At 67.8% G+C, this 21,357-nt stretch carries 23 protein-coding genes; 13 read left to right on the top strand and 10 right to left on the bottom strand.

What is annotated here, in order from left to right:
• The first annotated feature begins 42 nt into the window (after positions 1–42).
• Positions 43–822 (top strand): NAD(P)H-dependent oxidoreductase, encoded by a 780-nt coding sequence (locus tag QM789_RS20595; protein WP_420353707.1) that lies wholly within the window; start codon positions 43–45, stop codon positions 820–822.
• A gap of 13 nt (positions 823–835) precedes the next feature.
• Here the strand turns inward: QM789_RS20595 and QM789_RS20590 are convergent, their stop codons facing one another.
• The gene (locus tag QM789_RS20590) at positions 836–1,402 is read right to left on the bottom strand and encodes a TetR/AcrR family transcriptional regulator (protein WP_420353706.1); all 567 of its coding nucleotides are present in this window, start codon (positions 1,400–1,402) and stop codon (positions 836–838) included.
• A 23-nt stretch (positions 1,403–1,425) separates the two neighbouring features.
• A complete protein-coding gene (locus tag QM789_RS20585) occupies positions 1,426–2,082 on the bottom strand; it encodes a TetR/AcrR family transcriptional regulator (RefSeq protein WP_420353705.1) in 657 nt (218 codons plus the stop codon).
• A 76-nt stretch (positions 2,083–2,158) separates the two neighbouring features.
• Between QM789_RS20585 and QM789_RS20580 the strand changes: the two genes are divergently transcribed.
• Positions 2,159–3,343: a serine hydrolase domain-containing protein gene (locus tag QM789_RS20580; RefSeq protein ID WP_420353704.1), complete on the top strand. Its 1,185-nt coding sequence runs from the start codon at positions 2,159–2,161 to the stop codon at positions 3,341–3,343.
• Between the two features lie 67 nt (positions 3,344–3,410).
• Here QM789_RS20580 and QM789_RS20575 read toward each other — a convergent pair whose 3' ends face one another.
• Positions 3,411–4,316 (bottom strand): LysR family transcriptional regulator, encoded by a 906-nt coding sequence (locus QM789_RS20575; RefSeq protein ID WP_420353703.1) that lies wholly within the window; start codon positions 4,314–4,316, stop codon positions 3,411–3,413.
• A gap of 101 nt (positions 4,317–4,417) precedes the next feature.
• Between QM789_RS20575 and QM789_RS20570 the strand changes: the two genes are divergently transcribed.
• Complete coding sequence (locus tag QM789_RS20570; RefSeq protein WP_420353702.1) at positions 4,418–5,116, top strand: type 1 glutamine amidotransferase domain-containing protein; 699 nt, start codon at positions 4,418–4,420, stop codon at positions 5,114–5,116.
• 36 nt (positions 5,117–5,152) lie between these two features.
• Here the strand turns inward: QM789_RS20570 and QM789_RS20565 are convergent, their stop codons facing one another.
• The gene (locus QM789_RS20565) at positions 5,153–5,749 is read right to left on the bottom strand and encodes a TetR/AcrR family transcriptional regulator (RefSeq protein WP_420353701.1); all 597 of its coding nucleotides are present in this window, start codon (positions 5,747–5,749) and stop codon (positions 5,153–5,155) included.
• A 98-nt stretch (positions 5,750–5,847) separates the two neighbouring features.
• Between QM789_RS20565 and QM789_RS20560 the strand changes: the two genes are divergently transcribed.
• Entirely contained in the window at positions 5,848–7,236 is a 1,389-nt protein-coding gene (locus QM789_RS20560; protein WP_420353700.1) for an MFS transporter, read from the top strand.
• Here the strand turns inward: QM789_RS20560 and QM789_RS20555 are convergent.
• Positions 7,190–8,113 carry a LysR family transcriptional regulator gene (locus tag QM789_RS20555; protein ID WP_420353699.1) on the bottom strand — a complete coding sequence of 308 codons (924 nt, stop codon included), beginning with the start codon at positions 8,111–8,113 and terminating at the stop codon, positions 7,190–7,192. The two genes, QM789_RS20560 and QM789_RS20555, sit on opposite strands and share 47 nt — an antisense overlap.
• Before the next feature lie 95 nt (positions 8,114–8,208).
• Here QM789_RS20555 and QM789_RS20550 point away from each other — a divergent pair, with 95 nt between their 5' ends.
• Genes QM789_RS20550 through QM789_RS20540 form a run of 3 tightly spaced genes read left to right on the top strand, consistent with a single transcriptional unit; the run spans position 8,209 to position 10,789 of the window.
• Entirely contained in the window at positions 8,209–8,820 is a 612-nt protein-coding gene (locus QM789_RS20550) for a nitroreductase family protein (RefSeq protein WP_420353698.1), read from the top strand.
• Positions 8,817–9,653: an EamA family transporter gene (locus tag QM789_RS20545; RefSeq protein WP_420353697.1), complete on the top strand. Its 837-nt coding sequence runs from the start codon at positions 8,817–8,819 to the stop codon at positions 9,651–9,653. The genes QM789_RS20550 and QM789_RS20545 overlap by 4 nt, the downstream gene beginning before the upstream one ends.
• Positions 9,650–10,789, top strand: a complete 1,140-nt coding sequence (locus QM789_RS20540; RefSeq protein ID WP_420353696.1) for an MFS transporter — start codon at positions 9,650–9,652, stop codon at positions 10,787–10,789. Before QM789_RS20545 ends, QM789_RS20540 begins: the two co-directional genes overlap by 4 nt.
• Here the strand turns inward: QM789_RS20540 and QM789_RS20535 are convergent.
• The gene (locus QM789_RS20535; protein WP_420353695.1) at positions 10,734–11,534 is read right to left on the bottom strand and encodes a helix-turn-helix transcriptional regulator; all 801 of its coding nucleotides are present in this window, start codon (positions 11,532–11,534) and stop codon (positions 10,734–10,736) included. The genes QM789_RS20540 and QM789_RS20535 overlap by 56 nt on opposite strands.
• Before the next feature lie 91 nt (positions 11,535–11,625).
• Here QM789_RS20535 and QM789_RS20530 point away from each other — a divergent pair, with 91 nt between their 5' ends.
• Positions 11,626–13,008, top strand: a complete 1,383-nt coding sequence (locus tag QM789_RS20530; protein ID WP_420353694.1) for an MFS transporter — start codon at positions 11,626–11,628, stop codon at positions 13,006–13,008.
• Between the two features lie 77 nt (positions 13,009–13,085).
• Positions 13,086–13,502, top strand: coding sequence for a nuclear transport factor 2 family protein (locus tag QM789_RS20525; RefSeq protein ID WP_420353693.1), 417 nt, complete (start codon positions 13,086–13,088; stop codon positions 13,500–13,502).
• On the opposite strand, the gene QM789_RS20520 is transcribed toward QM789_RS20525, so the two are convergent.
• Complete coding sequence (locus QM789_RS20520; RefSeq protein WP_420353692.1) at positions 13,499–14,359, bottom strand: LysR family transcriptional regulator; 861 nt, start codon at positions 14,357–14,359, stop codon at positions 13,499–13,501. The two genes, QM789_RS20525 and QM789_RS20520, sit on opposite strands and share 4 nt — an antisense overlap.
• Before the next feature lie 48 nt (positions 14,360–14,407).
• A complete protein-coding gene (locus QM789_RS20515; protein ID WP_420353691.1) occupies positions 14,408–14,893 on the bottom strand; it encodes a GNAT family N-acetyltransferase in 486 nt (161 codons plus the stop codon).
• 107 nt (positions 14,894–15,000) lie between these two features.
• On the opposite strand from QM789_RS20515, the gene QM789_RS20510 reads away from it, so the two are divergent.
• From QM789_RS20510 to QM789_RS20500, 3 genes are read left to right on the top strand one after another with little or no spacing between them, the layout of a single operon-like run.
• Positions 15,001–16,164 (top strand): MFS transporter, encoded by a 1,164-nt coding sequence (locus QM789_RS20510; RefSeq protein WP_420353690.1) that lies wholly within the window; start codon positions 15,001–15,003, stop codon positions 16,162–16,164.
• Positions 16,154–17,395: an SGNH/GDSL hydrolase family protein gene (locus QM789_RS20505; RefSeq protein ID WP_420353689.1), complete on the top strand. Its 1,242-nt coding sequence runs from the start codon at positions 16,154–16,156 to the stop codon at positions 17,393–17,395. Before QM789_RS20510 ends, QM789_RS20505 begins: the two co-directional genes overlap by 11 nt.
• A gap of 31 nt (positions 17,396–17,426) precedes the next feature.
• On the top strand, positions 17,427–18,464 hold the full coding sequence (locus QM789_RS20500; RefSeq protein WP_420353688.1) for an aldo/keto reductase: 1,038 nt from the start codon (positions 17,427–17,429) through the stop codon (positions 18,462–18,464).
• On the opposite strand, the gene QM789_RS20495 is transcribed toward QM789_RS20500, so the two are convergent.
• Positions 18,459–19,352 (bottom strand): LysR family transcriptional regulator, encoded by an 894-nt coding sequence (locus tag QM789_RS20495; RefSeq protein ID WP_420353687.1) that lies wholly within the window; start codon positions 19,350–19,352, stop codon positions 18,459–18,461. The two genes, QM789_RS20500 and QM789_RS20495, sit on opposite strands and share 6 nt — an antisense overlap.
• Positions 19,353–19,444: 92 nt before the next feature.
• On the opposite strand from QM789_RS20495, the gene QM789_RS20490 reads away from it, so the two are divergent.
• Positions 19,445–20,458: a zinc-dependent alcohol dehydrogenase family protein gene (locus QM789_RS20490; RefSeq protein WP_420353686.1), complete on the top strand. Its 1,014-nt coding sequence runs from the start codon at positions 19,445–19,447 to the stop codon at positions 20,456–20,458.
• A 56-nt stretch (positions 20,459–20,514) separates the two neighbouring features.
• Here QM789_RS20490 and QM789_RS20485 read toward each other — a convergent pair whose 3' ends face one another.
• Complete coding sequence (locus tag QM789_RS20485) at positions 20,515–21,327, bottom strand: aminotransferase class IV family protein (RefSeq protein WP_420353685.1); 813 nt, start codon at positions 21,325–21,327, stop codon at positions 20,515–20,517.
• Between the last annotated feature and the right edge of the window lie 30 nt (positions 21,328–21,357).

The following is a 21,357-nucleotide window of genomic DNA, read 5'->3' as shown; positions in this document are numbered from 1 at the left end:
TCCGCGCCTAGATTGTGCGACGCAATCACAAAGGTGCATCCCATGAAGGTTCTCATCGTCTTCGCCCATCCCGAACCGCACTCCCTGTCCGCCGCGCTGCGCGACGTGGCGATCCGGGAGCTTGAAACCGCCGGGCATGAGGTCCGGGTCTCGGACCTCTACGCCATGAACTGGAAGGCGCAGGTGGATCGCGCGGATTTCCCCGCCCTGACCGAGGACCGGCTGATGCCTGCCGCGGCATCGAAACACGCCTTCGCGACCGGCACGCTCACCGATGACGTCAAGGCCGAGATCGACAAGCTGCTCTGGGCCGATCTCCTGATCCTGCATTTCCCGCTGTGGTGGTATGCGATGCCCGCGATCCTCAAGGGCTGGGTCGATCGGGTCTATGCCTACGGCTTCGCCTATGGTGTCGGCGAGCATAGCGACACACGGTGGGGCGACCGTTTCGGCGAAGGCACGCTGGCGGGCAAGCGCGCGATGCTGATCGTGACGGCAGGCGGTTGGGAGGAACACTATTCGCCGCGCGGCGTGAACGGCCCGATCGACGACCTGCTGTTCCCGATCACCCATAATATCCTGTATTATCCGGGCTTTGACGTTCTGCCATCCTTCGTGACCTACAGCACGGACCGCTTCGACGACGCCCGTTTCGAGGCGGCGGCGGAGGCCCTGCGCCAGCGGATGCGGGACGTCGAAACGACAGCCCCGATCCCCTACCGGAAGCAGAACGGCGGCGACTATGTGATCCCGACGATGCAGCTCAAGCCGGGGCTTGAGGCGCCGGGCACGTCAGGCTTTGCCCTGCACCGGCGCGGTTGAGTTATGGCAGGCGTCAGGCGAGCGCGGCCATCGCCGGTTCGATCAGCGCCTCCAGTTCCGGGCGCGTGGCTCCGTCGCGCGCCTGATGCGAAATCGCCTGCATGACGCCGTGGTAGAAGGCCGCGAGATCAGGGCCTGCGGGCAGTTCCCCCTCCGCAATCCCCCGGCGCAGCCGCGCGCGGATATGCTCCACCGTCTCCCGGCGCGCGGCCATCAGACAGTTGCGCGCTGGCCCGCCATGCGCCGCGCCAAGGATCAGCATGCAGCCGCCGGGCTTGGCCGTCAGCGCCACGTCGATACTGCCCCGCAGCATCGCGCGAATGCCCTCCCGCGCCGTCGGGGCCTCTGCCAGCGCCCGCATCGGCCCCGCGCCCACCGTGGCGATATAAAGATCCACCGCCTCCAGAAACGCCGCCTCCTTCGAGCCGAAAGCCGCATAGAAACTCGGCGGGCCGATGTTGAGCGCCGCGGTCAGATCGCTGACCTGCGTGCCCTCATAGCCCTTCGACCAGAACACCTCCATCAGGCGCTCCAGCGCCTTTTCGCGATCAAAGCTGCGGGGACGGCCGCGCGGCGCCATGGCGTTCCTTTCCATAATGCGGGTTATATAAATCCCTTGGCCGGGTGCGGCAAGCGGTCCGGATTCTCCATCCGGCGGCGCGCGATCTCGGCAATCGCATGTTCGGCCAGCGCCGCCAGTGCGCCCTCGGACGCGCCGTCCTGCGCCTGAACCGACATGCCCTGGATCATCGCCCCGACGAACCGGGCCAGCGCCCCGGCATCGGTGTCGGGCCGGAACTGCCCCTCGGCGATCCCCCGTTCGATCCGCGCCCGGATGATGCCGATCGTCGCCTCGCGCAGCCCCGACACGTGGCGGGCCACCGGCGCATTTTCGACCGCGCAGGTCAGCACGGCGGTCGAGACCATGCAGCCATGCGGATGATCTGGCCGGGTGAATTCCCGCGCCGCATCCCGCAGCAGGCGGGTCAGCGCGGCCCCCACATCCGGATCCGCAAGCGCTTCGACCGCCCAGGCGCCGATATGCACCTGATACCAGGCCAGCGCCTCGCGGTAGAGGTCGGCCTTCGACGAAAACGCCGCATAGAGGCTTTGCGGCGTGATCCCCATCGCCGCCGTCAGATCGGCGATCGACGCGCCCTCATACCCCAGCCGCCAGAAGGTTTCTGCGGCTTTCGCCAGCGCTTCATCCCGGTCAAAGGCACGGGGACGACCGCGCGGACGGGGTGTGTTATTTTTCATAACGTTCACTCTGGAAATACCTCGGCGATTGGATTATTCAGGAATGGTCACTCCATATATAGAGGATTCCCCGGACATGCGCATCCCCGTTCTCGCGGCGGCCCTTGCCGTTGCCGCCACCACCGCCCTTGCCGAAGCGCCGCTTGAGGCCCGACTGAACGCCGTCATCGACACCGCGATTGCCGAAAAGCGGATCGTCGGCACCGTCGTCCTCGTCGCGAAGGATGGCGAGATCATCTATCGCCGCGCTGCTGGCCTTGCCGACCGCGAGGCGGGCGCCCCGATGCAGGAAGATGCGATCTTCCGCCTTGCCTCCGTCTCCAAACCCTTCGTCACGGCGGCGGCGATGCGGCTGGCCGAGGAAGGCCGGCTGGACCTGAACGCCCCGGTCACGCGATGGCTGCCGGATTTCCGCCCCGCCCTGCCTGATGGCACACGGCCCGACATCACCATCCACCAGTTGCTGACGCATACTTCCGGGCTGGGCTACAGCTTTCTGGAACCGGCTGATGGGCCGTATCACCGGCTGAACGTCTCGGACGGGATGGACCAGCCGGGGTTGTCGCTGGATGAAAACCTCGCCCGTCTTTCGGCGGCCCCGCTGTACTTCACCCCCGGCGAAGGCTGGCGCTATTCGCTGGGGATCGACGTTCTGGGCGGCGTTCTGGAACAGGCCGAAGGCCGCAGCCTGCCCGATATCGTCCGCGACAAGGTGACCGCGCCGCTGGGGATCACGGACACCGGTTTCACCGTCCGCGATCCCTCGCGCCTCGTGGCCGCCTATGCCGATGCCACCCCGGAGCCCCGGCGGATGACAGATGGCATCGCCGTTCCACTGATGGGGCTGGATACGGTCTTCGCGCCATCGCGCATCCTTGACCCCACCTCCTACCCCTCGGGCGGCGCGGGCATGGTGGGGACGGCGGATGATCTCCTGCGGTTTCTGGAAGCGATCCGCACCGGCGGCGCACCGATCCTGAAGCCCGAAACCGTGGCAACGATGACCCGCGATCAGGTCGGCCCGCAGGCACAAACCCAGGGCCCCGGCTGGGGCTTCGGCTATGGCTGGGCGGTGCTGACCGATCCCGCCCCGACCGGCACGCCACAGGCCACCGGCACGCTGCAATGGGGCGGCGCCTATGGCCATTCCTGGTTCATCGACCCGCAGAACGGCCTGACCGTCGTCGCCCTCACCAACACCGCCTTCGCGGGCATGGCCGGGGCGTTTCCGACCGCGATCAGAAACGCGGTATATGAATAGGACTGGCGCAAATAGCCAGCAGATCGATCAGGGCTTCGCGGGGCCGGCACCCGTCCGCCCTGCCTGATCAAGGCTTCGCTACCGGGGATGCTTCCCGGTGGCGAAGAAGAAAATCACGCACATGGACGACACGCGGATGCCGCAGCGCACCCTTGCTCCAGGCGAGATAGAGGGCATTGACCGGGGGCTCTTTCGGGGTTGGCAGTTCAACGAGTTGCCCGGACGCAAGAGCATCGGCGCAAAGGTAGTCCGGCAACACCGTCCAGCCTGCACCGGCCTTGGCCATCTCTATAAGGATACGCAGATCCGGCGCGGTCGCGACGGCCTGTATGTCCGGCACCTTGTCAAATACCTGCTGAAAGAACTCGCGCAGCAGCGGCAGATTCTCGTCATAGGCGATGCAGGGCATGCCGCAGAGGAACGCATCCGTCACGGTTCTGGCCTTGGCACGCTCCGCAATGGCAGGCGCGGCGACAAGCAACAGCCGTTCCCGGCCCAACTCCGCGAAGCCGTGGGTCTTGCCTTCCGGCGGCGAGGCCGTGACCGCCAGATCGGCGTGGCCTTCGTCCAGCGCGGCATATATGCGCTCGCGATTTCCGGTCTGGATGCGCAGCTGCAAGCCTTCCGCGATCAGCGGCACGAGCGCAGGCGCCACGCGCATCGAAAGATATTCGGCCGGCCCGATCAGATGCACCGTGCCGCTCAGGTGGGCGGACCGCGCCTGAGCGGCAACCATGGTCGCCTCGATCCCGTCGAGATTCATGGCGATGGACCGGGCGAGATCGTCCGCCGCTGGCGTCGGCGCGACTCCGCGCGCCTGCCGGATGAAAAGCGGCTTGCCCAGCAAATTCTCCAGCGACGCGATATGCGCGGAGGCGGCGGGCTGGGTAATACCGAGCCGCTGCGCAGCGCGTGTCAGCGATCCGGCACGGTAGGTGTCGAGGAAGGTGCGCAGATAGATCAGGTGATTCATGCTGCCTCAACCATAGGAATATCTATGACTGATAGCGCAAGGAATGATTTCTGTCGCTGGCTTCGATCAGACATGCTCCGCCGGTCACAAGGAGCAAGCATATGACCGAAGACACCAAGAAGACCAACATCCTGATGGTCCTCACCTCCGCCAGCACCATGGGCGATAGCGACAAGGCGACCGGCCTGTGGTTCGAGGAACTGGCCACACCCTACTTTGCGTTCATCGACGCGGGCGCGTCCGTCACACTCGCTTCGATCAAGGGCGGTCCGGCACCGATTGATCCCCGCTCCCGCAGGGCAAAGGGCGAGAACGAGGCGAGCGTAGATCGCTTTCTCGGTGATGAAGCCGCCATCAAGGCGCTGAACGATACCGTTGCGGTCTCCTCCATCGACGCTACGCCATATGACGCAGTATTCCTGCCCGGCGGTCACGGCACGATGTGGGATTTGCCCGAAAGCATGGAACTGGCCGCGCTGCTCGGCAAGGCATGGGCGAACGGCAAGGTTGTGGCTGCTGTATGTCACGGTCCAGCTGGTCTGGTGAACGCCAGGGATGAAACCGGCGCGCCGCTGGTGAGCGGTCGCCGCGTCACAGGCTTTTCCGACAGCGAGGAACGCGCGGCTGGCTTGGACACGGCCGTTCCATTCCTTCTGGAAACCCGCCTGCGCGAACTGGGTGGCCGTTACGAAAATGCTGCCGACTTCCAGCCCTTCGCCGTCGTCGATGGGCGGCTGGTTACGGGACAGAATCCGGCATCGTCCGCACTGACGGCCAGGTTGACGTTGGAGGCTCTTTGAGAGGATCGGCCGACCTGACCACTCCGTATCAGAACCTCACGCTGCAACCGCCCGGATCGCGAGTAAAGCGGTGGGGATCATGGCCAGCAGCCGCTCCCGCGGGACACCATCGCGCGCCTGCACGGAAAGGCCGTGCAGGACCGTGGCGTAGTAGTCGCCGAGCAGCTGCGCATCCGTATCGGGCCGCAGCTCGCCCTCCGCCACCGCCCGCTCCAGCCGTTCGACCAGCGAGGCGGTGCGGCGGCGGCGGTAGTCGGCCAGGAACTCCCGCACGCCATCGTTCCCGGCGGTGCAGTTGGTCGCGGCCGAGACCACCATGCAGCCCTGCGGCCGGTCCTTGCGGGTGTAGGTCTCGACCGCCTCGCGCAGGCTCCGTTCGATGGCGCGCGCCGCCGTCGGCTCCTCGGCCAGCGCCCGTGTGGCGAAACCGCCTTCGCCTTCGTCGTAAAGCGCCACCGCCTCTTGAAACAGCCGCTCCTTCGAGCCGAAGGCCGCGTAGATGCGCGCCGAGGCGAGCCCCAGCACCTCCACCAGATCGGCCATCGACACGCCTTCATAGCCGCGCGACCAGAAGGCATCGCGCGCCTTGGCCAAGGCTGCATCCCGGTCGAATTCGCGTGGACGCCCCGCCATCGCTTCCTCCATTCTTGGTCGGTCGATAAATAATCCGCTTGACCCTCCCACGCAAGCCTGCATTCTTTGTCGAACAACAAAGAATCACGGAGTTTGACATGACCACCCCGGCTTCCGGCACAGGACGGGCGCTCGCGCTGCTCGCCTTCGCCCAGCTCATCTATTCGCTGGACATCAACATCGTCTTCGTCGCCCTGCCGGAAATCGGCGCGGGCCTCGGCTTCTCCGGGCAAACCCTGCAATGGGTTGTCAGCGCCTATATGGTGTTCTGCGGCGGCTTCCTGCTGTTCGGCGGACGGGCCGCCGACCTGATCGGGCAGCGGCGCATGTTCATCTTCGCGCTCTGGCTCTATGCGCTGTCCTCCCTCGCGGGCGGTCTGGCGACGTCACCCGCCGTCATCGTCGCGGCGCGCGCGGTGCAGGGTATCGGCGCGGCCTTCCTGTTCCCGGCAACGCTCTCGCTCCTCAACCGCCTGTTCGCCGAGGGACCGGAACGCAACCGGGCGCTGGCCGTCTGGGGCGGCGCGGGGGCGAGCGGGCTCAGCATCGGTGCGCTGGCGGGCGGGTTCCTGACCGCCGCATGGGGCTGGCCCGCCGTCTTCTACGTCAATGTGGTGCTGGCGGGCATCGCTATCATTGCGGCCTTCTTCGTCATTCCGCGCGATCCCAAGCGGCATGAGAAGCGCAGCTTCGACCTGCCGGGCGCGCTGACCGTCACGATTGGCGCGACGGCGCTGGTCTTCGCGCTGGTCGAAGGACCAGAAATCGGCTGGGGTGCAACCAGCGTCGTCTGGGCGCTCATCCTCGCAGCGGTCTTCCTCATCGCCTTCGCGGTGATCGAGGCGCGCAGCCGCGACCCGCTCATGCCGCTACGCCTGTTCAGGAACCGCAGCCTTGTGGCGGGGATGACGATCACCTTCCTTTACATGGGCACCTTCGGCGCGCTGCCCTACTTCCTGACCGTCCTGTTCCAGAACGTGCAGGGGTTGACCGCGCTCCAGACCGGATGGGCCTTCCTCGTGCCCTCCATCGCCATCGCGGTCGGCACGCAGATCGGCGAGCGGCTGGCGACGCGGCTTTCGACCCGCACGACCCTGATCACCGGCATGATCGTGGGTGCGGTCGGCACGGCGCTGCTGGTGCCCGGGGTCACGTCGGGGTATCTCGCCATCGTGCCGGGCCTGATCGTTTCGGGGCTAGGGCAAGGCATCGTCTGGACCGGCATGTGGATCGCCGCCGCCTCCGGCGTGCATCACGACGAACAGGGCGTCGCCTCGGGCATGGCGTCCACCGCGCTCAGCGTCGGCAACTCCATCGGCCTCGCTGTCCTGATCGCACTTGCCAACCGTCATACCGGCGGGCTGGAGGGCGAGGCGCTGCGCACGGCGCTGGCCGAGGGCACGCAGCTTGCCTTCTGGCTCGCCGCCGCCGGGATCCTCGTCAGCCTGATTGCGGCCTTTGCCCTGCCTGCTCGGGCGAAGGGCTGAACTGCGCGATCAGGAAATCCAGAAAGGCGCGGATCTTCGGGGCAAGGTGCTGGCGCGAGGGGTAGACGGCGTAGAGCGTGGTTTCGACCGTCTGCCAATCCGTCAGCGCGGCTTGCAGGCGGCCCCGCGCCAAGTCGTCCTCGACATAGGGGCGCGGGATCAGGCTGACCCCGAACCCTTCGCGCAACGCATCCCGCACCGCGAGGCTGGAGGAAACGGAATAGCGGGCCTCGACGGCGATCCTCTCGGTGCGGCCCTCCCGGTGGAACTCCCAGCTGTCCGCGTGGCCCGACAGGCTGAACCGCAGGTGCTCCATCCCGTTCAGGTCCGCAGGCACCATCGGGATGCCCCGGCGCGCGAAATAGGCCGGGGCGGCGCACAGGACATGCGGCATCACCGTCAGCCTGCGGGCGATCAGGCTGGAATCCTCCAGCTTGTCGCTGCCGCGAATGGCGAGGTCGAAGCCCTCGCGGATCAGATCCACCCGCCGGTCATCCAGATCCAGATCGAGCCGCAGATCCGGGTGCCGTGCCAGAAAGCCCGGAATGGCGCGCGACAGCCGCGTCAGCACAACGGTCATCGGCGCGCTGACCCGTAGCGTGCCCATCGGCGCGGTGCGGATCGGGGACAGGGCGCAGTCCGCCTCGGCCAGCGCATCCAGCCCGCGGCTGACGTGATCGAGATAGATCCGCCCCTCCTCCGTCAGCGCCATGCGCCGCGTCGTGCGGTTGATCAACCGCGCGCCGACATGGGCCTCAAGCTCGGCGATGTTCTTGCTGATCGCGGCGGGGGAAAGGCCAAGCCGCCGTCCGGCCCCGGCAAAGCTGTTCATCTGAGCGACATGGCGGAAGACCTGCAAGGCGGTGAAGCGGTCCACATCATTCTCCGACAGTGAAGAGTGTCTTCATCGAAGGGGATATTATCATCCGGTGCACAGGGAAATATCTGATCCGCAACAATCGGAGCAAACCCATGACCCACCCCGCCCTCTCCCTGATCGAACAGCGCGTCTCGGCGAACCATTTCGACCCCTCGCACCGGATGGAGGACGGCGAGATCGCGGAACTGGTCCGCCTCGCCACCCGCGCGCCCACCGCCTACAACCTGCAAAACTGGCGCTTCATCGCCGTCCGTACGCCGCAGGCGAAGGCGCGGCTGCGGGCGCTGGCCTGGAACCAGCCGAAGGTCGAGGACGCCGCTGTGACCTTCATCGTCATCGGCGTGCTGCCCGATCCCGGGGTGCTGCCCGACCGTCTGCGCCCCGCGGTGGCGGCGGGATATATGCCCGCCGACATGCCCGCCACATGGCAAGGCGCGGCACAAAGCCAGTTCGCCGATCCCCGCGCGGCCCGGGACGAGGCCATCCGCTCCGCCATCTTCGGCGCCGCCACGCTGATCCATGCCGCCTCGGCGCTCGGCCTCGCCTCCGGCCCGATGACGGGGTTCGAGCCGGACCCCCTCGCGCGCGCCTTCGGCCTTGGGACCGACGTGCCCGTCCTGCTGCTGTCCGTCGGACGCGCCGCCCCCGGCAACTGGCCGCAGAAACCCCGCCGCCCGCTGTCGGACGTGCTGACCTTCGCATGACGACGCGCGGCACGGACCTGCTGCTGACGGCGATCGCGCCGGTGATCTGGGGCAGCACCTATATCGTCACCACGGCCTTCCTGCCGGATTTTCAGCCGCTGACGGTGGCGCTGCTGCGCGCCCTGCCCGCCGGGCTGCTGCTGCTCCTGATCGTGCGGCAGCTTCCGGCGCGGGCGTGGTGGGGGCGGATCGCGATCCTCGGCGCGCTGAATTTCGCGATCTTCTGGGCGATGCTGTTCATCTCCGCCTATCGCCTGCCCGGCGGTGTCGCGGCGACCATCGGCGCGGTGCAGCCGCTGATCGTGGTCTTCCTCTCCGCCGCCCTGCTGGGCGGTGGGGTGCGGCGGGTCTCCGTCATCGCGGCCCTTCTGGGCCTCGCGGGCGTGGCGCTTCTGGTGCTGACGCCGCAGGCCGCGCTGGACCCGATCGGCATCGCGGCGGGGCTGGCCGGAGCGGTGTCGATGGCCTTCGGCACCGTCCTCACCCGCAAATGGCAGCCGCCGGTGTCGCTGCTCACCTTCACCGCGTGGCAGTTGACGGCGGGCGGCATCCTGCTCCTGCCCGTTGCGCTCTGGGCTGAACCGCGGATCCCCAGCCCCGCCAACCTGCTGGCGCTCGGCTGGCTCGGCCTGATCGGTGCGGCGCTGACCTGTTACCTGATGTTTCGCGGCGTCACCCGGATCGGGCCCGCCACCGTCTCCCTGCTGGGTTTCCTCAGCCCGGCGACGGCGGTCCTGCTCGGCTGGGTCTTCCTCAACCAGTCCCTGACCCCCCTTCAGATCGCCGGTGCAGCGCTGGTGATCGGCAGCATCTGGATCGGACAGCGCCAATGACCCCCCGACTGCTGGCCTTCACCCTGGCCGGTTTCCTCGCCATCATGACCGAGACCATGCCTGCGGGCCTGCTGCCGCAGATCGGCGCGGGGCTCGGCGTGGCCGAGGCGGCGGCGGGCCAGACCGTCACGCTCTACGCGCTCGGGTCGGTCACCGCCGCCATCCCGGTCATCGCGGCAACGCGAAGCTGGAACCGCCGCCCGCTCTTTCTGCTGGCGATTGCGGGGCTGCTGGTCTTCAATACTGTCACGGCGCTTTCCGCGCACTATGGCCTGACGCTGACGGCGCGGTTCGTCGCGGGCATGTCGGCGGGCGTCGTCTGGGGCCTGATCGCGGGTTATGCGCGCAGGCTGGCGCCGGTGCATCTGCAAGGCCGCGCGCTCGCCATCGCCGGTGTCGGTCAGCCCGTCGCGCTGTCGCTCGGCGTGCCGCTCGGGGCCTGGCTCGGCGGGCTGTTCGACTGGCGCGCGGTGTTCTGGATCATGTCGGCGGTGGCGCTGGTGCTTCTGGTCTGGATCCGGCTCGGCATCCCCGACTTTCCCGGCCAGACCTGGCACCAGCGCCTGCCGCTGCGGCAGGTGATGCGGATCCCCGGGCTGCGGCCGATCCTGCTGGTGCTGTTCGCGTGGATCCTGGCGCATAATACCCTCTATACCTATGTCGCGCCCTTTCTTGCCGCCACGGGAACCGGCCTGCGGGTGGAGGTCGTCCTGCTGGTCTTCGGCATGGCCTCGGTCGCGGGGATCTGCGGCACCGGCCTGCTGGTGGACCGTCACCTGCGCGGGATGGTGCTGGCCAGCCTGTGCGCCTTCGCCGCCGCTGCGGTCCTGCTCGCGCTGCCGCAGCCTTCGGCAACGCGCGTCCTCCTCGGCACAGTGATCTGGGGCCTTGCCTTCGGCGGCGCGCCCACGCTCCTGCAAACCGCGCTGGCGGATGCGTCGGGCGCACAGGCGGACATCGCGCAATCCGTCTTCGTCACCGTTTTCAACCTCGCCGTGGCGGCGGGCGGGTTGGCGGGTGGGCTGATCGTCCGGGGCCCGGGGCCGGGCTGGCTGCCCGTGGTTCTGCTGCCCCTGACCCTCATCGCGCTGATGGTGGCGGGGCGGCGCCCTGACGGGCATAGACCACCATCCTGAGGTGCTGCCCGCCGTCGATCGTCAGCGAGGTATGCTCGAACGTGACCGGTTCCCCCGCCACCCGGATCCTGCGGGTGCCGGTGCAGGGGGCATGCACCTCCTGACTGCGCCACCAGCGGCGGAACTCCGGCGAAACCGCCTCCAGTTCGGCCACCAGCGCGCAGGCATCGGCATCCGCGCGCGCGGCGGCGAAATCGCGGCGAAAACTGGCGAGCATGGCCGGAGCCTGTTCCTCCCAATCCACGATCGCCTCCCGTAGTGCCGGATCGGTGAACAGCCGCCGCAGCATGTTGCCCCCCTGCCCGCCCAGGCCGAACAGCGCATCGGCGGGCGGGTTGAAGGCCAGAACGTCCCACCGCAGGTTGAGGATATAGGCGGCATGCGGCGCCAGATCCCGCACCAGCCGCCCGGCCAGCGGCGGCACGGTGCAGAAGGTCTTGCCCGGTTCGGCGGGCGGGCGTTCATGGGCGAGCAGGAACAGATGCCGCCGCTCCGCCGCATCGAGCTTCAGCACCCGCGCGAGCGTATCGAGGAACCCGGCCGAAACGCCGATTTCCCGCCCCTGTTCAAGCCATGTGTACCACGTCAGCCCGACCCCGGCGAGCGCGGCCACCTCCTCGCGCCGCAGGCCGGGCGTGCGGCGGCGCCGGCCGCTCGGCAAGCCGACATCCTCGGGCGTCAGCCGTTCCCGCCGGCTGCGCAGGAATTCGGTCAGTTCGGGGCGGGTCCGGTCCAGCGTCCGCATGGATATTGCCTTCTGTAACAGCATAACGTGTTAAATTGTAACCCGATCAAGGCCATGGAATCCCCGTCGCGTCAATTCAGGAGAACGCGACATGACCCCCAATCCCCCACCATGGCCCGGCCTTGCCATCCTGCTGCTGGCGGGGTTCGTGACGATCTTTGACCTGTTCGTGGTCAATGTCGCGATCCCGTCGATGCAGGCCGACCTTGGCGCCAGCCTGTCGCAGATCGGTTTCATCGTCGCGGGGTATGAGCTGGCCTTCGGCGTCCTGCTGATCACCGGCGGGCGGCTTGGCGATCTATACGGGCGGCGGCGGCTGTTCGTGGCCGGAATGGCGGGCTTCACGCTTGCCTCGCTGCTCTGCGGCCTTGCGCCGACGGTGGGTTTCCTGATCGCCGCGCGGGTGGCGCAGGGGCTGGCGGCGGCGCTGCTGTTCCCGCAGGTCTATGCCTCGATCCGGGTGAATTTCACCGGCGAGGACCGGCAGCGCGCCTTCGGGTTTCTCGGCATGACGCTGGGCCTCGCCGCCATCGCCGGGCAGATCCTCGGCGGGTATCTGGTCGAGGCGGATCTCCTCGGCCTCGGCTGGCGCACGATCTTCCTGATCAACGTGCCGATCGGCCTCATCGCCATCGCGGCGGCGCGATTCATTCCCGAAACCCGCGCGCCGGAGCGCCCCGCGCTGGATTGGGCGGGCGTGGCGCTGGTCAGCCTCGGGCTGGCGCTGCTGCTGATCCCGCTGATCGAAGCCCCGATCCGTGGCGGGAGCATCGCCGCCGCCCTCGTGCTGACCGCCTTTTACTACCATCAGGAACATCGCCGCAAAACCGGGCGGCAGCCGCTGGTGGACATGACCCTGCTGCGGCAGCCGCGTTTCGCTCAGGGCGGGGTGCTGGTCCTGCTGATCTATTCGACCTCGGCCTCCTTCTTCCTGTGCTTCGCGCTTCTGGCCCAGACCGGCTTTGGCCTCAGCCCCTTCGCGGCGGGCCGCGTCTTCGCCCCCTGTTCCATCGCCTTCGTGGTCCTGTCGCTGAGCGCCCCGCGCCTTGTCGCGCAGTTCGGCACCCGGGCCATCGCCATCGGCGCGCTGATCTACGCCGCCGCGCTGGCGGTGCTGATTGGACAGGTCTGGCAGGCGGGCGCCGCGCTGGTCGTCCCCCACCTCATCCCGGTGTTGATCGTCATCGGCGGGGCGCAGGCGATGATCATGACGCCGCTGCTCAACCTTGTGCTGGGCTTCGTCGCGGAGCGTCAGGCCGGCATGGCCTCCGGCGTCATCTCGACCCTGCAACAGGTGGGCGCGGCGCTTGGCGTCGCGGTCGTCGGGATGCTGTTCGGCGGGGTGCTGGGCGCGGGACCGGCGGATCGGGCGCTCTACGCCTCGGCCTTCGTGGCGGGCATGGGCTACAATGTCGGCGCGGCGATCCTCGCGACCTTCGTGTTGCTGCGCCTCGGGCGGGCGAGAAATCCGTAATCGTGATTATATAATCCTTGACGCCCGGTCCGGGATCGCTGATTTGTGTACCCATGACTACAGAATAAGGATACCCGATGACCGACCCCCGCCTTGAAACCGTGCGCGACTACTTCCGCCGGGTGGATGCGAAAGACCCGACGCTGCTCGACCTGTTCACCGAGGATGTGGCGTTCTTCTTCCCGAAGTTCGGCCTCACGCGGGGCAAGGCCGCCATGGCGCGCTTTGCCGAACGGATCGGGCAAGAGGCCGCGACGCTGACCCATGACATCGACGGTTTCGTCTTCACCGCGGATGCGAACCGCGTGGTGGTCGAAGGCCGGGAATGGGGCGTGACCGCAACAGGGCGCGCATGGCCCGGCACGTCCTCTGGGGGCCGTTTCGCCAGTGTTTTTGAATTCGACGGGCCGCTGATCTGCCGGATGTTCATCTACGTCGACCCCGACTTTACCGGCGAAGACACCCGCCGCGTGGCGCTGTATCAGGGGGCCTAGCTCACCCGCCCCTTCGCGGCCAGAAAGTCCAGCAGGGCACGGACGCGCGAGGGCAGCGGGCCACCCTGACCGACATGGACGGCGTGGAATGCCTCCGGCTCGCCCGGGTCCAGATGCCTGAGCACCGGCACCAGCCGCCCCGCGGCGATGTCCGCCCGCACCGTGAAGGCCGCGAGCCGTGCAAGCCCCGCCCCGGCCAGCGCCAGATGCCGCAGCCCCTCGCCATCGCTCGCCTGCACGCGGCCGGTGGCGGGCACGGTGACGGTCTGGCCCCCTTCCCGCAGCGGCCAGCCATCGACGGCGCGGGCATAGCCAAAGCCGAGGCGATTGTGCTGTTCGAGATCGGCGATGGATTGCGGCTCGCCGCAGCGTTCCAGATAGGACGGCGCGGCAACGATGGTCAGTGCCGTCTCGCCGAGCTTTCGCGCGACGAGGCTGGAGCTTTTCAGCGGCCCCGCTCGGACAGCAACATCGGTGCGTTCGGCCAGCAGATCGACCACCGCATCGGTCTGCACGATGTCCAGCGTCACCCCCGGATGCGCCGCCAGAAACGCGGGCAGCACCGGCGCGAGGATATGGTTGAAATAGGAGGCGCTGGTATTGACGCGCACGCGGCCCACCGCCTGTTCACCGCTCCCCGCCGCGCGTTCGGCGTCCTCGATATCGGCAAGGATGCGCGTCGCCCGTTCGTAGAAGGCGCAGCCCTCAGGCGTAAGCTGAAGCTGGCGGGTCGAGCGGTTCAGCAGCCGCGCGCCAAGCCGCGCTTCCAGCCGCGCGATCAGCTTGCTGACGGCCGAAGGTGTCATGTTCGCGGCCCGCGCGGCAGGGGAGAAGCCGCCTAATTCCACGACACGCACGAAGACCTCCATTTCGCCGGATCGGTTCTGCTGCGGGCTGCCCATGACCTACCAGCCCCTTTCGAGCACTTCGCCCGGCAGGCCATCGAAATCCCTGAACTCCTTCGACACGAAGCCGGTGTTGATCAGGATTTTCCGCGACGGAATATTGGCCGGGTCGATGATCGCGAACAGACGTCGCAGAATGGGCTGCCGTTCGGCCCGCGCCACCAGAAGGCTAGCGATCCGGCTGGCGATTCCCTTGCCCCAATATTCCGGGGCGAGGATGTAGCCCAGTTCGGCCTGATCCGCCTCGGCGGTTTCCACCGCCAGCTTACCCAGGCCGATGAAACTCCCGTCGCTTGCATCAAGGACGCGGAAATGTCCCAGATCCGGGTGAAGGGCGTTCTCGGCCAGCAGTTTTTCGTAGTCGCGGCGCGCTTCATCGGCGGGAATGGCGCGTTCGGTGATCATCGCCATGACCTCCGGGTTGCTGACCAGTCTGAGATAATCGTCGAAGTCCTGGTGGGTGAATTTCTCAAGGGCGATGTCCATCAAGTCTCCGTTGAATTGATTTCACAGGTGATATTCCCAAGCGCATTCTACTTCATCCACGGCGGAGCGTCTATCTTCCGGGCAACGAAACATCATCGGATAGATTCATGCCCGTCGCGCTCTACGCCCTGACGGCCGGGGCCTTCGGCATCGGCGTCACCGAATTCGTCATCATGGGCCTCCTGCTGGAGGTCAGCCGTGAACTCGGCGTCACCATCGCCGCCGCCGGGTTGCTGATCTCCGGCTATGCGCTCGGCGTCACCATCGGCGCACCGGTCCTGACTGCGCTCACCGCCCGCTGGCCGCGCAAACAGGTGCTGGTCGGGCTGATGGTCATCTTCGTCATCGGCAATGCGGCCTGCGCGCTTGCGCCCACCTATGGCTGGCTGATGGCGGCGCGGGTGCTGACCGCGCTGACCCATGGCACCTTCTTCGGGGTCGGCGCAGTGGTGGCGACGGGGCTGGTGCCCGAAGACCGGCGCGCGTCCGCCATTTCCATCATGTTCACTGGCCTGACGGTGGCGACGGTGCTCGGCGTGCCCTTCGGCACATGGCTCGGCCAGCATTACGGCTGGCGCGCGACGTTCTGGGCGGTGACGGCGGTGGGGCTGATCGCGCTTGCCATCCTCGCCGCGCTGGTGCCGCAGGACAGGGCGGAACCGGAGGCGTCGGACTGGCGCGTCATGGCCCGCTGGCCGGTGCTGCTCGGCCTGTTGACCACCGTGCTCGGCTACGCCGGTGTCTTCGCCGTCTTCACCTATATCGCGCCCCTGCTGACAGAGGTTGGCGGTTTTGCCGATAGCGCCGTCTCGCCGATCCTGCTGGTGTTCGGTGGCGGTCTGGTGGTGGGAAATCTGCTCGGCGGCCGCCTCGCCGACCGCAACCTGATCCGCGCCATCCTCGGCACGCTGGCGGCGCTGGCCGTCATCCTCGGCCTGATGGCCTTTGCGCTGAACACCCCGGCCGCCGCCATCGCCTTCACCGGCCTGCTCGGCGCGGCGGGCTTCGCCACCGTCGCCCCCTTGCAGATGTGGGTTCTGTCCCGGGCCGAAGGCGCGGGCCAGAGCCTCGCATCGAGCTTCAACATCGGTGCCTTCAACCTCGGCAATGCCATCGGCGCATGGGTGGGCGGTATGGTCATCAATCATGCGGGCCTCGCCGTGGTGCCGATCACGGCCGCGCTGTTCCCCCTGCTCGCCATCGCCACGGCGCTGATCGCCGTCCGGGCGGCCACCCCTATTCACACCGGAGCAAGCAACAATGTCCAATAAATACCGACAGCGACCCGTCCTTGCCGCTGCCTTCGCGCTGATGTCCGGCCTCTCCCCGGCCCATGCCGAGGGTCAGAACTGGGTCGGTAGCTGGATGGCCAGCCCGCAACCGATCTGGGGTTCCGATTTCCCCTTCCCGACCAAGATTCCGGCCTCCATCGAGGGCCAGACCTTCCGGCAGGTGGCGAAGATCAGCCTTGGCGGCGCACGGGTGCGCCTTGTCCTGTCCAATACCTATGGCGACCAGCCGATGCGGATCGGCGGGGCGAGCGTGGGACTTGCAGGCGAAAACGGCGCGGCCAGCGCGATCCACAAGCTGACCTTCGGCGGAGAGGACGGCATCACCATCCCGCCCGGTGCGCCCGCTGTCAGCGATCCGCTGGACCTGACCGTCGCGGATCAGGCTCGGCTCGCGGTCTCGATCTACCTGCCCGATGAGACGCCGCTGACCACCTTCCATTGGGATGGCCGCCGAACGGCATGGTTCGGCGATGGCGACCTGACCCGGGCCGAAGGCTTCACCGCGACCGCCACCACGGATGCCCGCGTGATCCTGAGCGATGTTCTGGTCGATACCCCCAACGAAGGCGCGGTCGTCGTCATCGGGGACTCGATCACCGATGGAAACGGGGCGACGGTCGATGCCGATGCCCGCTGGCCGGACTTCCTTGCCGCGCGGCTGGCTCCCCACCGGATCGCCGTGCTGAATGCCGGTATTTCCGGCGGCAGGCTGCTTCGCGACAAGATGGGCGTGAACGTCGCCGCCCGGTTTCAGCGGGACGTGCTGTCCCAGCCGAATGTGAAGGCGGCCATCCTGCTGATCGGCATCAACGATATTTCCTGGCCGGGCACCGATTTCGCCCCCGATCAGCCGCGCCCGACCGCCGAACAGATGATCGCGGGATACCGGCAGGTCATCGAACGGGCGCGCGCGAACAATGTTCGCCTGATCGGCGCGACCTTACCGCCGTTCGAGGGCGCGCTGACCGGAACGCCGCTTGGCAACTACTACCACCCCGACAAGGACGCGCTGCGGCAGGAGGTCAACCGCTGGATCAGGGAAAGCGGAGCCTTCGACGCCATCGTCGATTTCGACGCGGTGCTGCGCGATCCCGATCACCCGGCGCGGATCAGCCCGTCCTTCGATTCCGGCGATCACCTTCATCCCGGCGACGAGGGCAACCGGGCGATGGCGGAGGCCGTCGATCTCGATGCGCTGCTTGGCCGCTGACCCTTCCCCTGCATAACGAAAGGAACATCCCATGGAATACCGCCCTCTCGGCAAATCCGGCCTCAAGGTGCCGGTCCTCAGCTTCGGCGCGGGCACCTTCGGCGGCTCCGGCCCGCTGTTCAGCAATTGGGGCACCTCCGGCGTCCCGGAGGCCAGCCGCCTCGTGGACATCTGCCTCGACGCCGGCGTGAACCTGTTCGACACGGCAGACGTCTATTCCGACGGCGCTTCGGAGGAAGTGCTTGGCGAGGCGATCAAGGGCCGGCGCGACGCCGTGCTGATTTCGACCAAGGCCAGCCTGCCGATGGGCGACGGGCCGAACGATGCCGGTTCCTCGCGCTTTCGGCTGATCCGCGCGGTGGAGGACGCGCTGCGCCGCCTGCAAACCGACCGCATTGACATCTTCCAGCTTCATGCCTTCGACGCCTTCACCCCGGTCGAGGAAGTGCTGTCCACGCTCGACACCCTCGTGCGTGACGGCAAGCTGCGCTATGTCGGCGTCTCCAACTTCTCCGGCTGGCAGATCATGAAATCGCTGGCCGTGGCCGAGCGTCATGGCTGGCCGCGCTATGTCGCCAATCAGGTCTATTACTCGCTGGTCGGGCGCGATTACGAATGGGATCTGATGCCGCTCGGCGCGGATCAGGGGCTTGGCGCGATGGTCTGGAGCCCGCTCGGCTGGGGTCGGCTGACCGGCAAAATCCGGCGCGGGACACCGCTCCCCGAAGGCAGCCGCCTGCATGAGACCGCCAGCTTCGGCCCGCCGGTGGAGGATGAACACCTCTATCGCGTGGTCGATGCGCTCGACGCCGTGGCGGAGGAAACCGGCAAGACCGTTCCGCAGATCGCGCTCAACTGGCTCCTGCAACGCCCGACCGTCTCCACCGTCATCATCGGCGCCCGCAATGAAGACCAGCTTCGCCAGAACCTCGGCGCCATCGGCTGGACCCTGACCGCCGACCAGATCGCGAAGCTGGATGCCGCCAGCGCCGTCACCGCCCCCTATCCCCATTTCCCCTATCGCCGACAGGAGGGCTTCGCCCGGCTCAACCCGCCGATGGCCTCATAGCTCGGCGCTCCCCGGCAGCGCGGCGGCCAGCGCGTCGATGGCCAGCCGGGTGCGCAGCGGCAGATGCGGCGTTTCGGGCCAGAGGGCATGTGTCCGCAGAACCAGCCGGGGCAGACCTTCCAGCAGCGGCACCAGCCGCCCCGCTCGCACCCGCTCCCGGATCAGCCAGCAGGGCAGCCAGGCAAGGCCATGCCCGGCCTCGGCGGCATCCGCGATCGCTTCCAGATCGTCGAAGCGCAGGCGCGCGGGCGGCGTCGCCTCCCCGACGCCCGGAAATTGCCAGCTGCGGACGCGACCCGCGCGTCCGTAGACCACGGCGCGATGAGCCATCAGGTCGGCCAGCGCCTCCGGCCGCCCCCGTTCGGCAAGATAGCCGGGCGCGGCGCAGACCGTCATCCGTTGCAGGCTGATCGTCCGGCTCATCAGGCCGGAGCCCTCGCCGACCTCGCCGTTGCGGATGGCGAGGTCGAAGCCGTCCTCGATCAGATCCACCGGGCGGTCGGAGAAGGACAGGTCGAGTTCCAGCTTCGGATGCTGCGCCGTCAGCCGGGCCAGAACCGGGGCCACGCAGCGCCGCCCGAACAGGATCGGCACCGAGACCCGCAGCCGCCCCGACGCCTCGCGCCGACCGGCCGCGAGCGCGGCCTCGGCGGCGCGAAGTTCCTCCAACGCCCGCACACAGCGCTCGTAATAAAGCTGGCCATCCTCGGTCAGGCTCTGGCTGCGGGTGGTGCGGTGGAACAGGCGGGTTTCCAGCCGCGCCTCGATCCGCGCGATGGTCTTGGCGACCGCCGAACGGGTGAGGTGCAGCCGTTCCGCCGCCGCCGCGAAGCTGCCGCATTCGACGGCGGCAACGAAGACATCCACGCCGCTCAGGGAATTGTCCATTGTCGCCCCTCAGGCACCGATCATGCGAAATACTATCGCCACCACGCCGCAGTATTCAACGATAAGCTGCGCCTGCAATAAAGGAGCAGATGATGAAACGCTGGCAGATGAATGGGATCGGTCGGGACAGGCTGACCCTTGCGGAGGTTCCAATGCCCGTCGCGGGGCCGGGAGAGGTGCTGGTGAAGGTCGCCGCCGTCGCGCTGAATTACCGCGACAAGCTGGTGATCGAGGGCGGCATGGGCCTGCCGCTGGACTTCCCCTTCACCCCCGGCTCGGACCTCGCCGGGTCCGTGGTGGGTCTGGGCGAGGGCGCGACCCGGTTCCGCGTGGGCGACAGGGTGATTTCCACCTTCGCGCCGGGCTGGATCGACGGCGCACCACTGGGGGACGCCCGCACGCCGCCCTATCGGACCCTGGGCGGCGCCCATCCCGGTGTTCTGGCGGAATACGTCGCCTTCCCCGAGGATTGGCTGGTCCGCGCCCCGGAAGCCCTGTCCGACGCGGAAGCCAGCACCCTGCCCTGCGCCGGGCTGACTGCCTGGTTCGCGCTGGTCGAGAGGGGGCGGCTGCGCGCCGGTGAAACCGTTCTGGTCGAGGGCACGGGCGGCGTGGCGCTGTTCGGCCTTCAGATCGCCAAGGCGCATGGTGCGAAGGCGATCGTCGTCTCGGGAAGCGCGGAGAAGCTGGCGCGTGCCCGCGCGCTCGGCGCGGATCACGGGATCGACCGGACGGCGGAGGATTGGGTCGAGGCCGCATGGCGCGTCACCGCCGACCGGGGCGCGGATCATATCCTCGAACTCATCGGCGGGCCGCATCTGGCCAGGGCGGTGCAGACGGCGGCAATCAACGGCCGGATCTACCAGATCGGGGTGATGGAAGGCTTCGACATTGCAGCGCCCGCCGGGCCGCTGATGCTGAAGAACGTCACGCTCCACGGCATCGGCGTCGGGCACCGCCGCGCGCTGGAGGATCTGGTCGCCGCCGTCGACAACGCCGGGATCAAACCGGTGATCGACGCCCGCTATCCGATGGCCGACCTGCCCGCCGCGCTGGATCATCTCGACCGTGGCCCCTTCGGGAAGGTGGTCGTGGAGGTGGCGTGAGGCCCATTGCGCGCCAGCGGCATGGCAAAGCCAACCGGCTTTGCCATCTGCTGCGCTCAGGGGGCGGATGCAGGTTCGTTCCCATAGGCGTGGTGCAGCAACTCGACCAATGAGGCGGAGCCCGGCAGATCGACCGCGCCGATCGCGCTGACCGTGATGCCGGGGGTCCACGAGTTCATCACCACAGCGCCCGTCAGGCTTTGGAGCCGGTCCAGCGAGACCGGCTCGCTGCGCTGCGGAACGCCCATGGCGTCCAACTGGCGGCGGAGGATCTGCATGGTGATGCCGGGCAGAACGGCGGCATCGGGCCAGATGACCGTCTCGCCGTCCCAGAAGGCAAGGTTCCAGATCGTCGCCTCGCTGAGATGCCCCCGGTGATCGACAAAGGCCGCATCGTCGAAACCGCGCGCGACCGCTTGGCGCAGGTAAAAGGTCTTGGCCGCCTCGCCCACATGCTTGATGCCGACCAAAGGGCGTTCGTGCGGCACCGCCATCAGGCGCAGGGGGCCGGCCGGGCCATCCGAAGGCGGCGCGGTGCGCACGAGGATCGCGGGATCGTCCCCCGCGCCCAGGGGCGTGAACTCGCCCCGGCGCGAAAACATGGTGGCGGTCAGGGACAGGTCGGCGGGGCCACCCGCCAGCGCATGGCGCAGATGGGACCGCACCAGATCGTCGGGCATGGCCTGACCAAAGAAGGCCACGGATGCCGAACGCAGGCGCGCAAGGTGCAGATCAAGCCCCCGGACGCGCCCGCCCCGCAGCTGCATGGCGGTGAAATGCGCGAAACCGGCAAAGGCAAGGGGGGCAAGATTGTCTGCCGTCGCGGTTCGGCCATCAATCTGGGTTCGGCTGGGAAATTCCAAGGGCATTCCATCGGCTCCTGATCGGGATTGCATCGA

Origin of the sequence: Paenirhodobacter sp. (genome assembly GCF_047600745.1) — a bacterium.
Classification (GTDB): domain Bacteria; phylum Pseudomonadota; class Alphaproteobacteria; order Rhodobacterales; family Rhodobacteraceae; genus Rhodobacter.
Note: the sequence above shows the minus strand (reverse complement) of the source record. Positions and strands in the feature narration are given on the sequence as shown.

What these genes read in the sequence shown, in the direction of transcription:
- QM789_RS20595 (WP_420353707.1), top strand. Translation starts at nt 43, where the DNA reads ATGAAGGTTCTCATCGTCTTCGCCCATCCCGAACCGCACTCCCTGTCC.
- QM789_RS20590 (WP_420353706.1), bottom strand. Translation starts at nt 1,402, where the DNA reads ATGGCGCCGCGCGGCCGTCCCCGCAGCTTTGATCGCGAAAAGGCGCTG.
- QM789_RS20585 (WP_420353705.1), bottom strand. Translation starts at nt 2,082, where the DNA reads ATGAAAAATAACACACCCCGTCCGCGCGGTCGTCCCCGTGCCTTTGAC.
- QM789_RS20580 (WP_420353704.1), top strand. Translation starts at nt 2,159, where the DNA reads ATGCGCATCCCCGTTCTCGCGGCGGCCCTTGCCGTTGCCGCCACCACC.
- QM789_RS20575 (WP_420353703.1), bottom strand. Translation starts at nt 4,316, where the DNA reads ATGAATCACCTGATCTATCTGCGCACCTTCCTCGACACCTACCGTGCC.
- QM789_RS20570 (WP_420353702.1), top strand. Translation starts at nt 4,418, where the DNA reads ATGACCGAAGACACCAAGAAGACCAACATCCTGATGGTCCTCACCTCC.
- QM789_RS20565 (WP_420353701.1), bottom strand. Translation starts at nt 5,749, where the DNA reads ATGGCGGGGCGTCCACGCGAATTCGACCGGGATGCAGCCTTGGCCAAG.
- QM789_RS20560 (WP_420353700.1), top strand. Translation starts at nt 5,848, where the DNA reads ATGACCACCCCGGCTTCCGGCACAGGACGGGCGCTCGCGCTGCTCGCC.
- QM789_RS20550 (WP_420353698.1), top strand. Translation starts at nt 8,209, where the DNA reads ATGACCCACCCCGCCCTCTCCCTGATCGAACAGCGCGTCTCGGCGAAC.
- QM789_RS20545 (WP_420353697.1), top strand. Translation starts at nt 8,817, where the DNA reads ATGACGACGCGCGGCACGGACCTGCTGCTGACGGCGATCGCGCCGGTG.
- QM789_RS20540 (WP_420353696.1), top strand. Translation starts at nt 9,650, where the DNA reads ATGACCCCCCGACTGCTGGCCTTCACCCTGGCCGGTTTCCTCGCCATC.
- QM789_RS20535 (WP_420353695.1), bottom strand. Translation starts at nt 11,534, where the DNA reads ATGCGGACGCTGGACCGGACCCGCCCCGAACTGACCGAATTCCTGCGC.
- QM789_RS20530 (WP_420353694.1), top strand. Translation starts at nt 11,626, where the DNA reads ATGACCCCCAATCCCCCACCATGGCCCGGCCTTGCCATCCTGCTGCTG.
- QM789_RS20525 (WP_420353693.1), top strand. Translation starts at nt 13,086, where the DNA reads ATGACCGACCCCCGCCTTGAAACCGTGCGCGACTACTTCCGCCGGGTG.
- QM789_RS20515 (WP_420353691.1), bottom strand. Translation starts at nt 14,893, where the DNA reads ATGGACATCGCCCTTGAGAAATTCACCCACCAGGACTTCGACGATTAT.
- QM789_RS20510 (WP_420353690.1), top strand. Translation starts at nt 15,001, where the DNA reads ATGCCCGTCGCGCTCTACGCCCTGACGGCCGGGGCCTTCGGCATCGGC.
- QM789_RS20505 (WP_420353689.1), top strand. Translation starts at nt 16,154, where the DNA reads ATGTCCAATAAATACCGACAGCGACCCGTCCTTGCCGCTGCCTTCGCG.
- QM789_RS20500 (WP_420353688.1), top strand. Translation starts at nt 17,427, where the DNA reads ATGGAATACCGCCCTCTCGGCAAATCCGGCCTCAAGGTGCCGGTCCTC.
- QM789_RS20495 (WP_420353687.1), bottom strand. Translation starts at nt 19,352, where the DNA reads ATGGACAATTCCCTGAGCGGCGTGGATGTCTTCGTTGCCGCCGTCGAA.
- QM789_RS20490 (WP_420353686.1), top strand. Translation starts at nt 19,445, where the DNA reads ATGAAACGCTGGCAGATGAATGGGATCGGTCGGGACAGGCTGACCCTT.
- QM789_RS20485 (WP_420353685.1), bottom strand. Translation starts at nt 21,327, where the DNA reads ATGCCCTTGGAATTTCCCAGCCGAACCCAGATTGATGGCCGAACCGCG.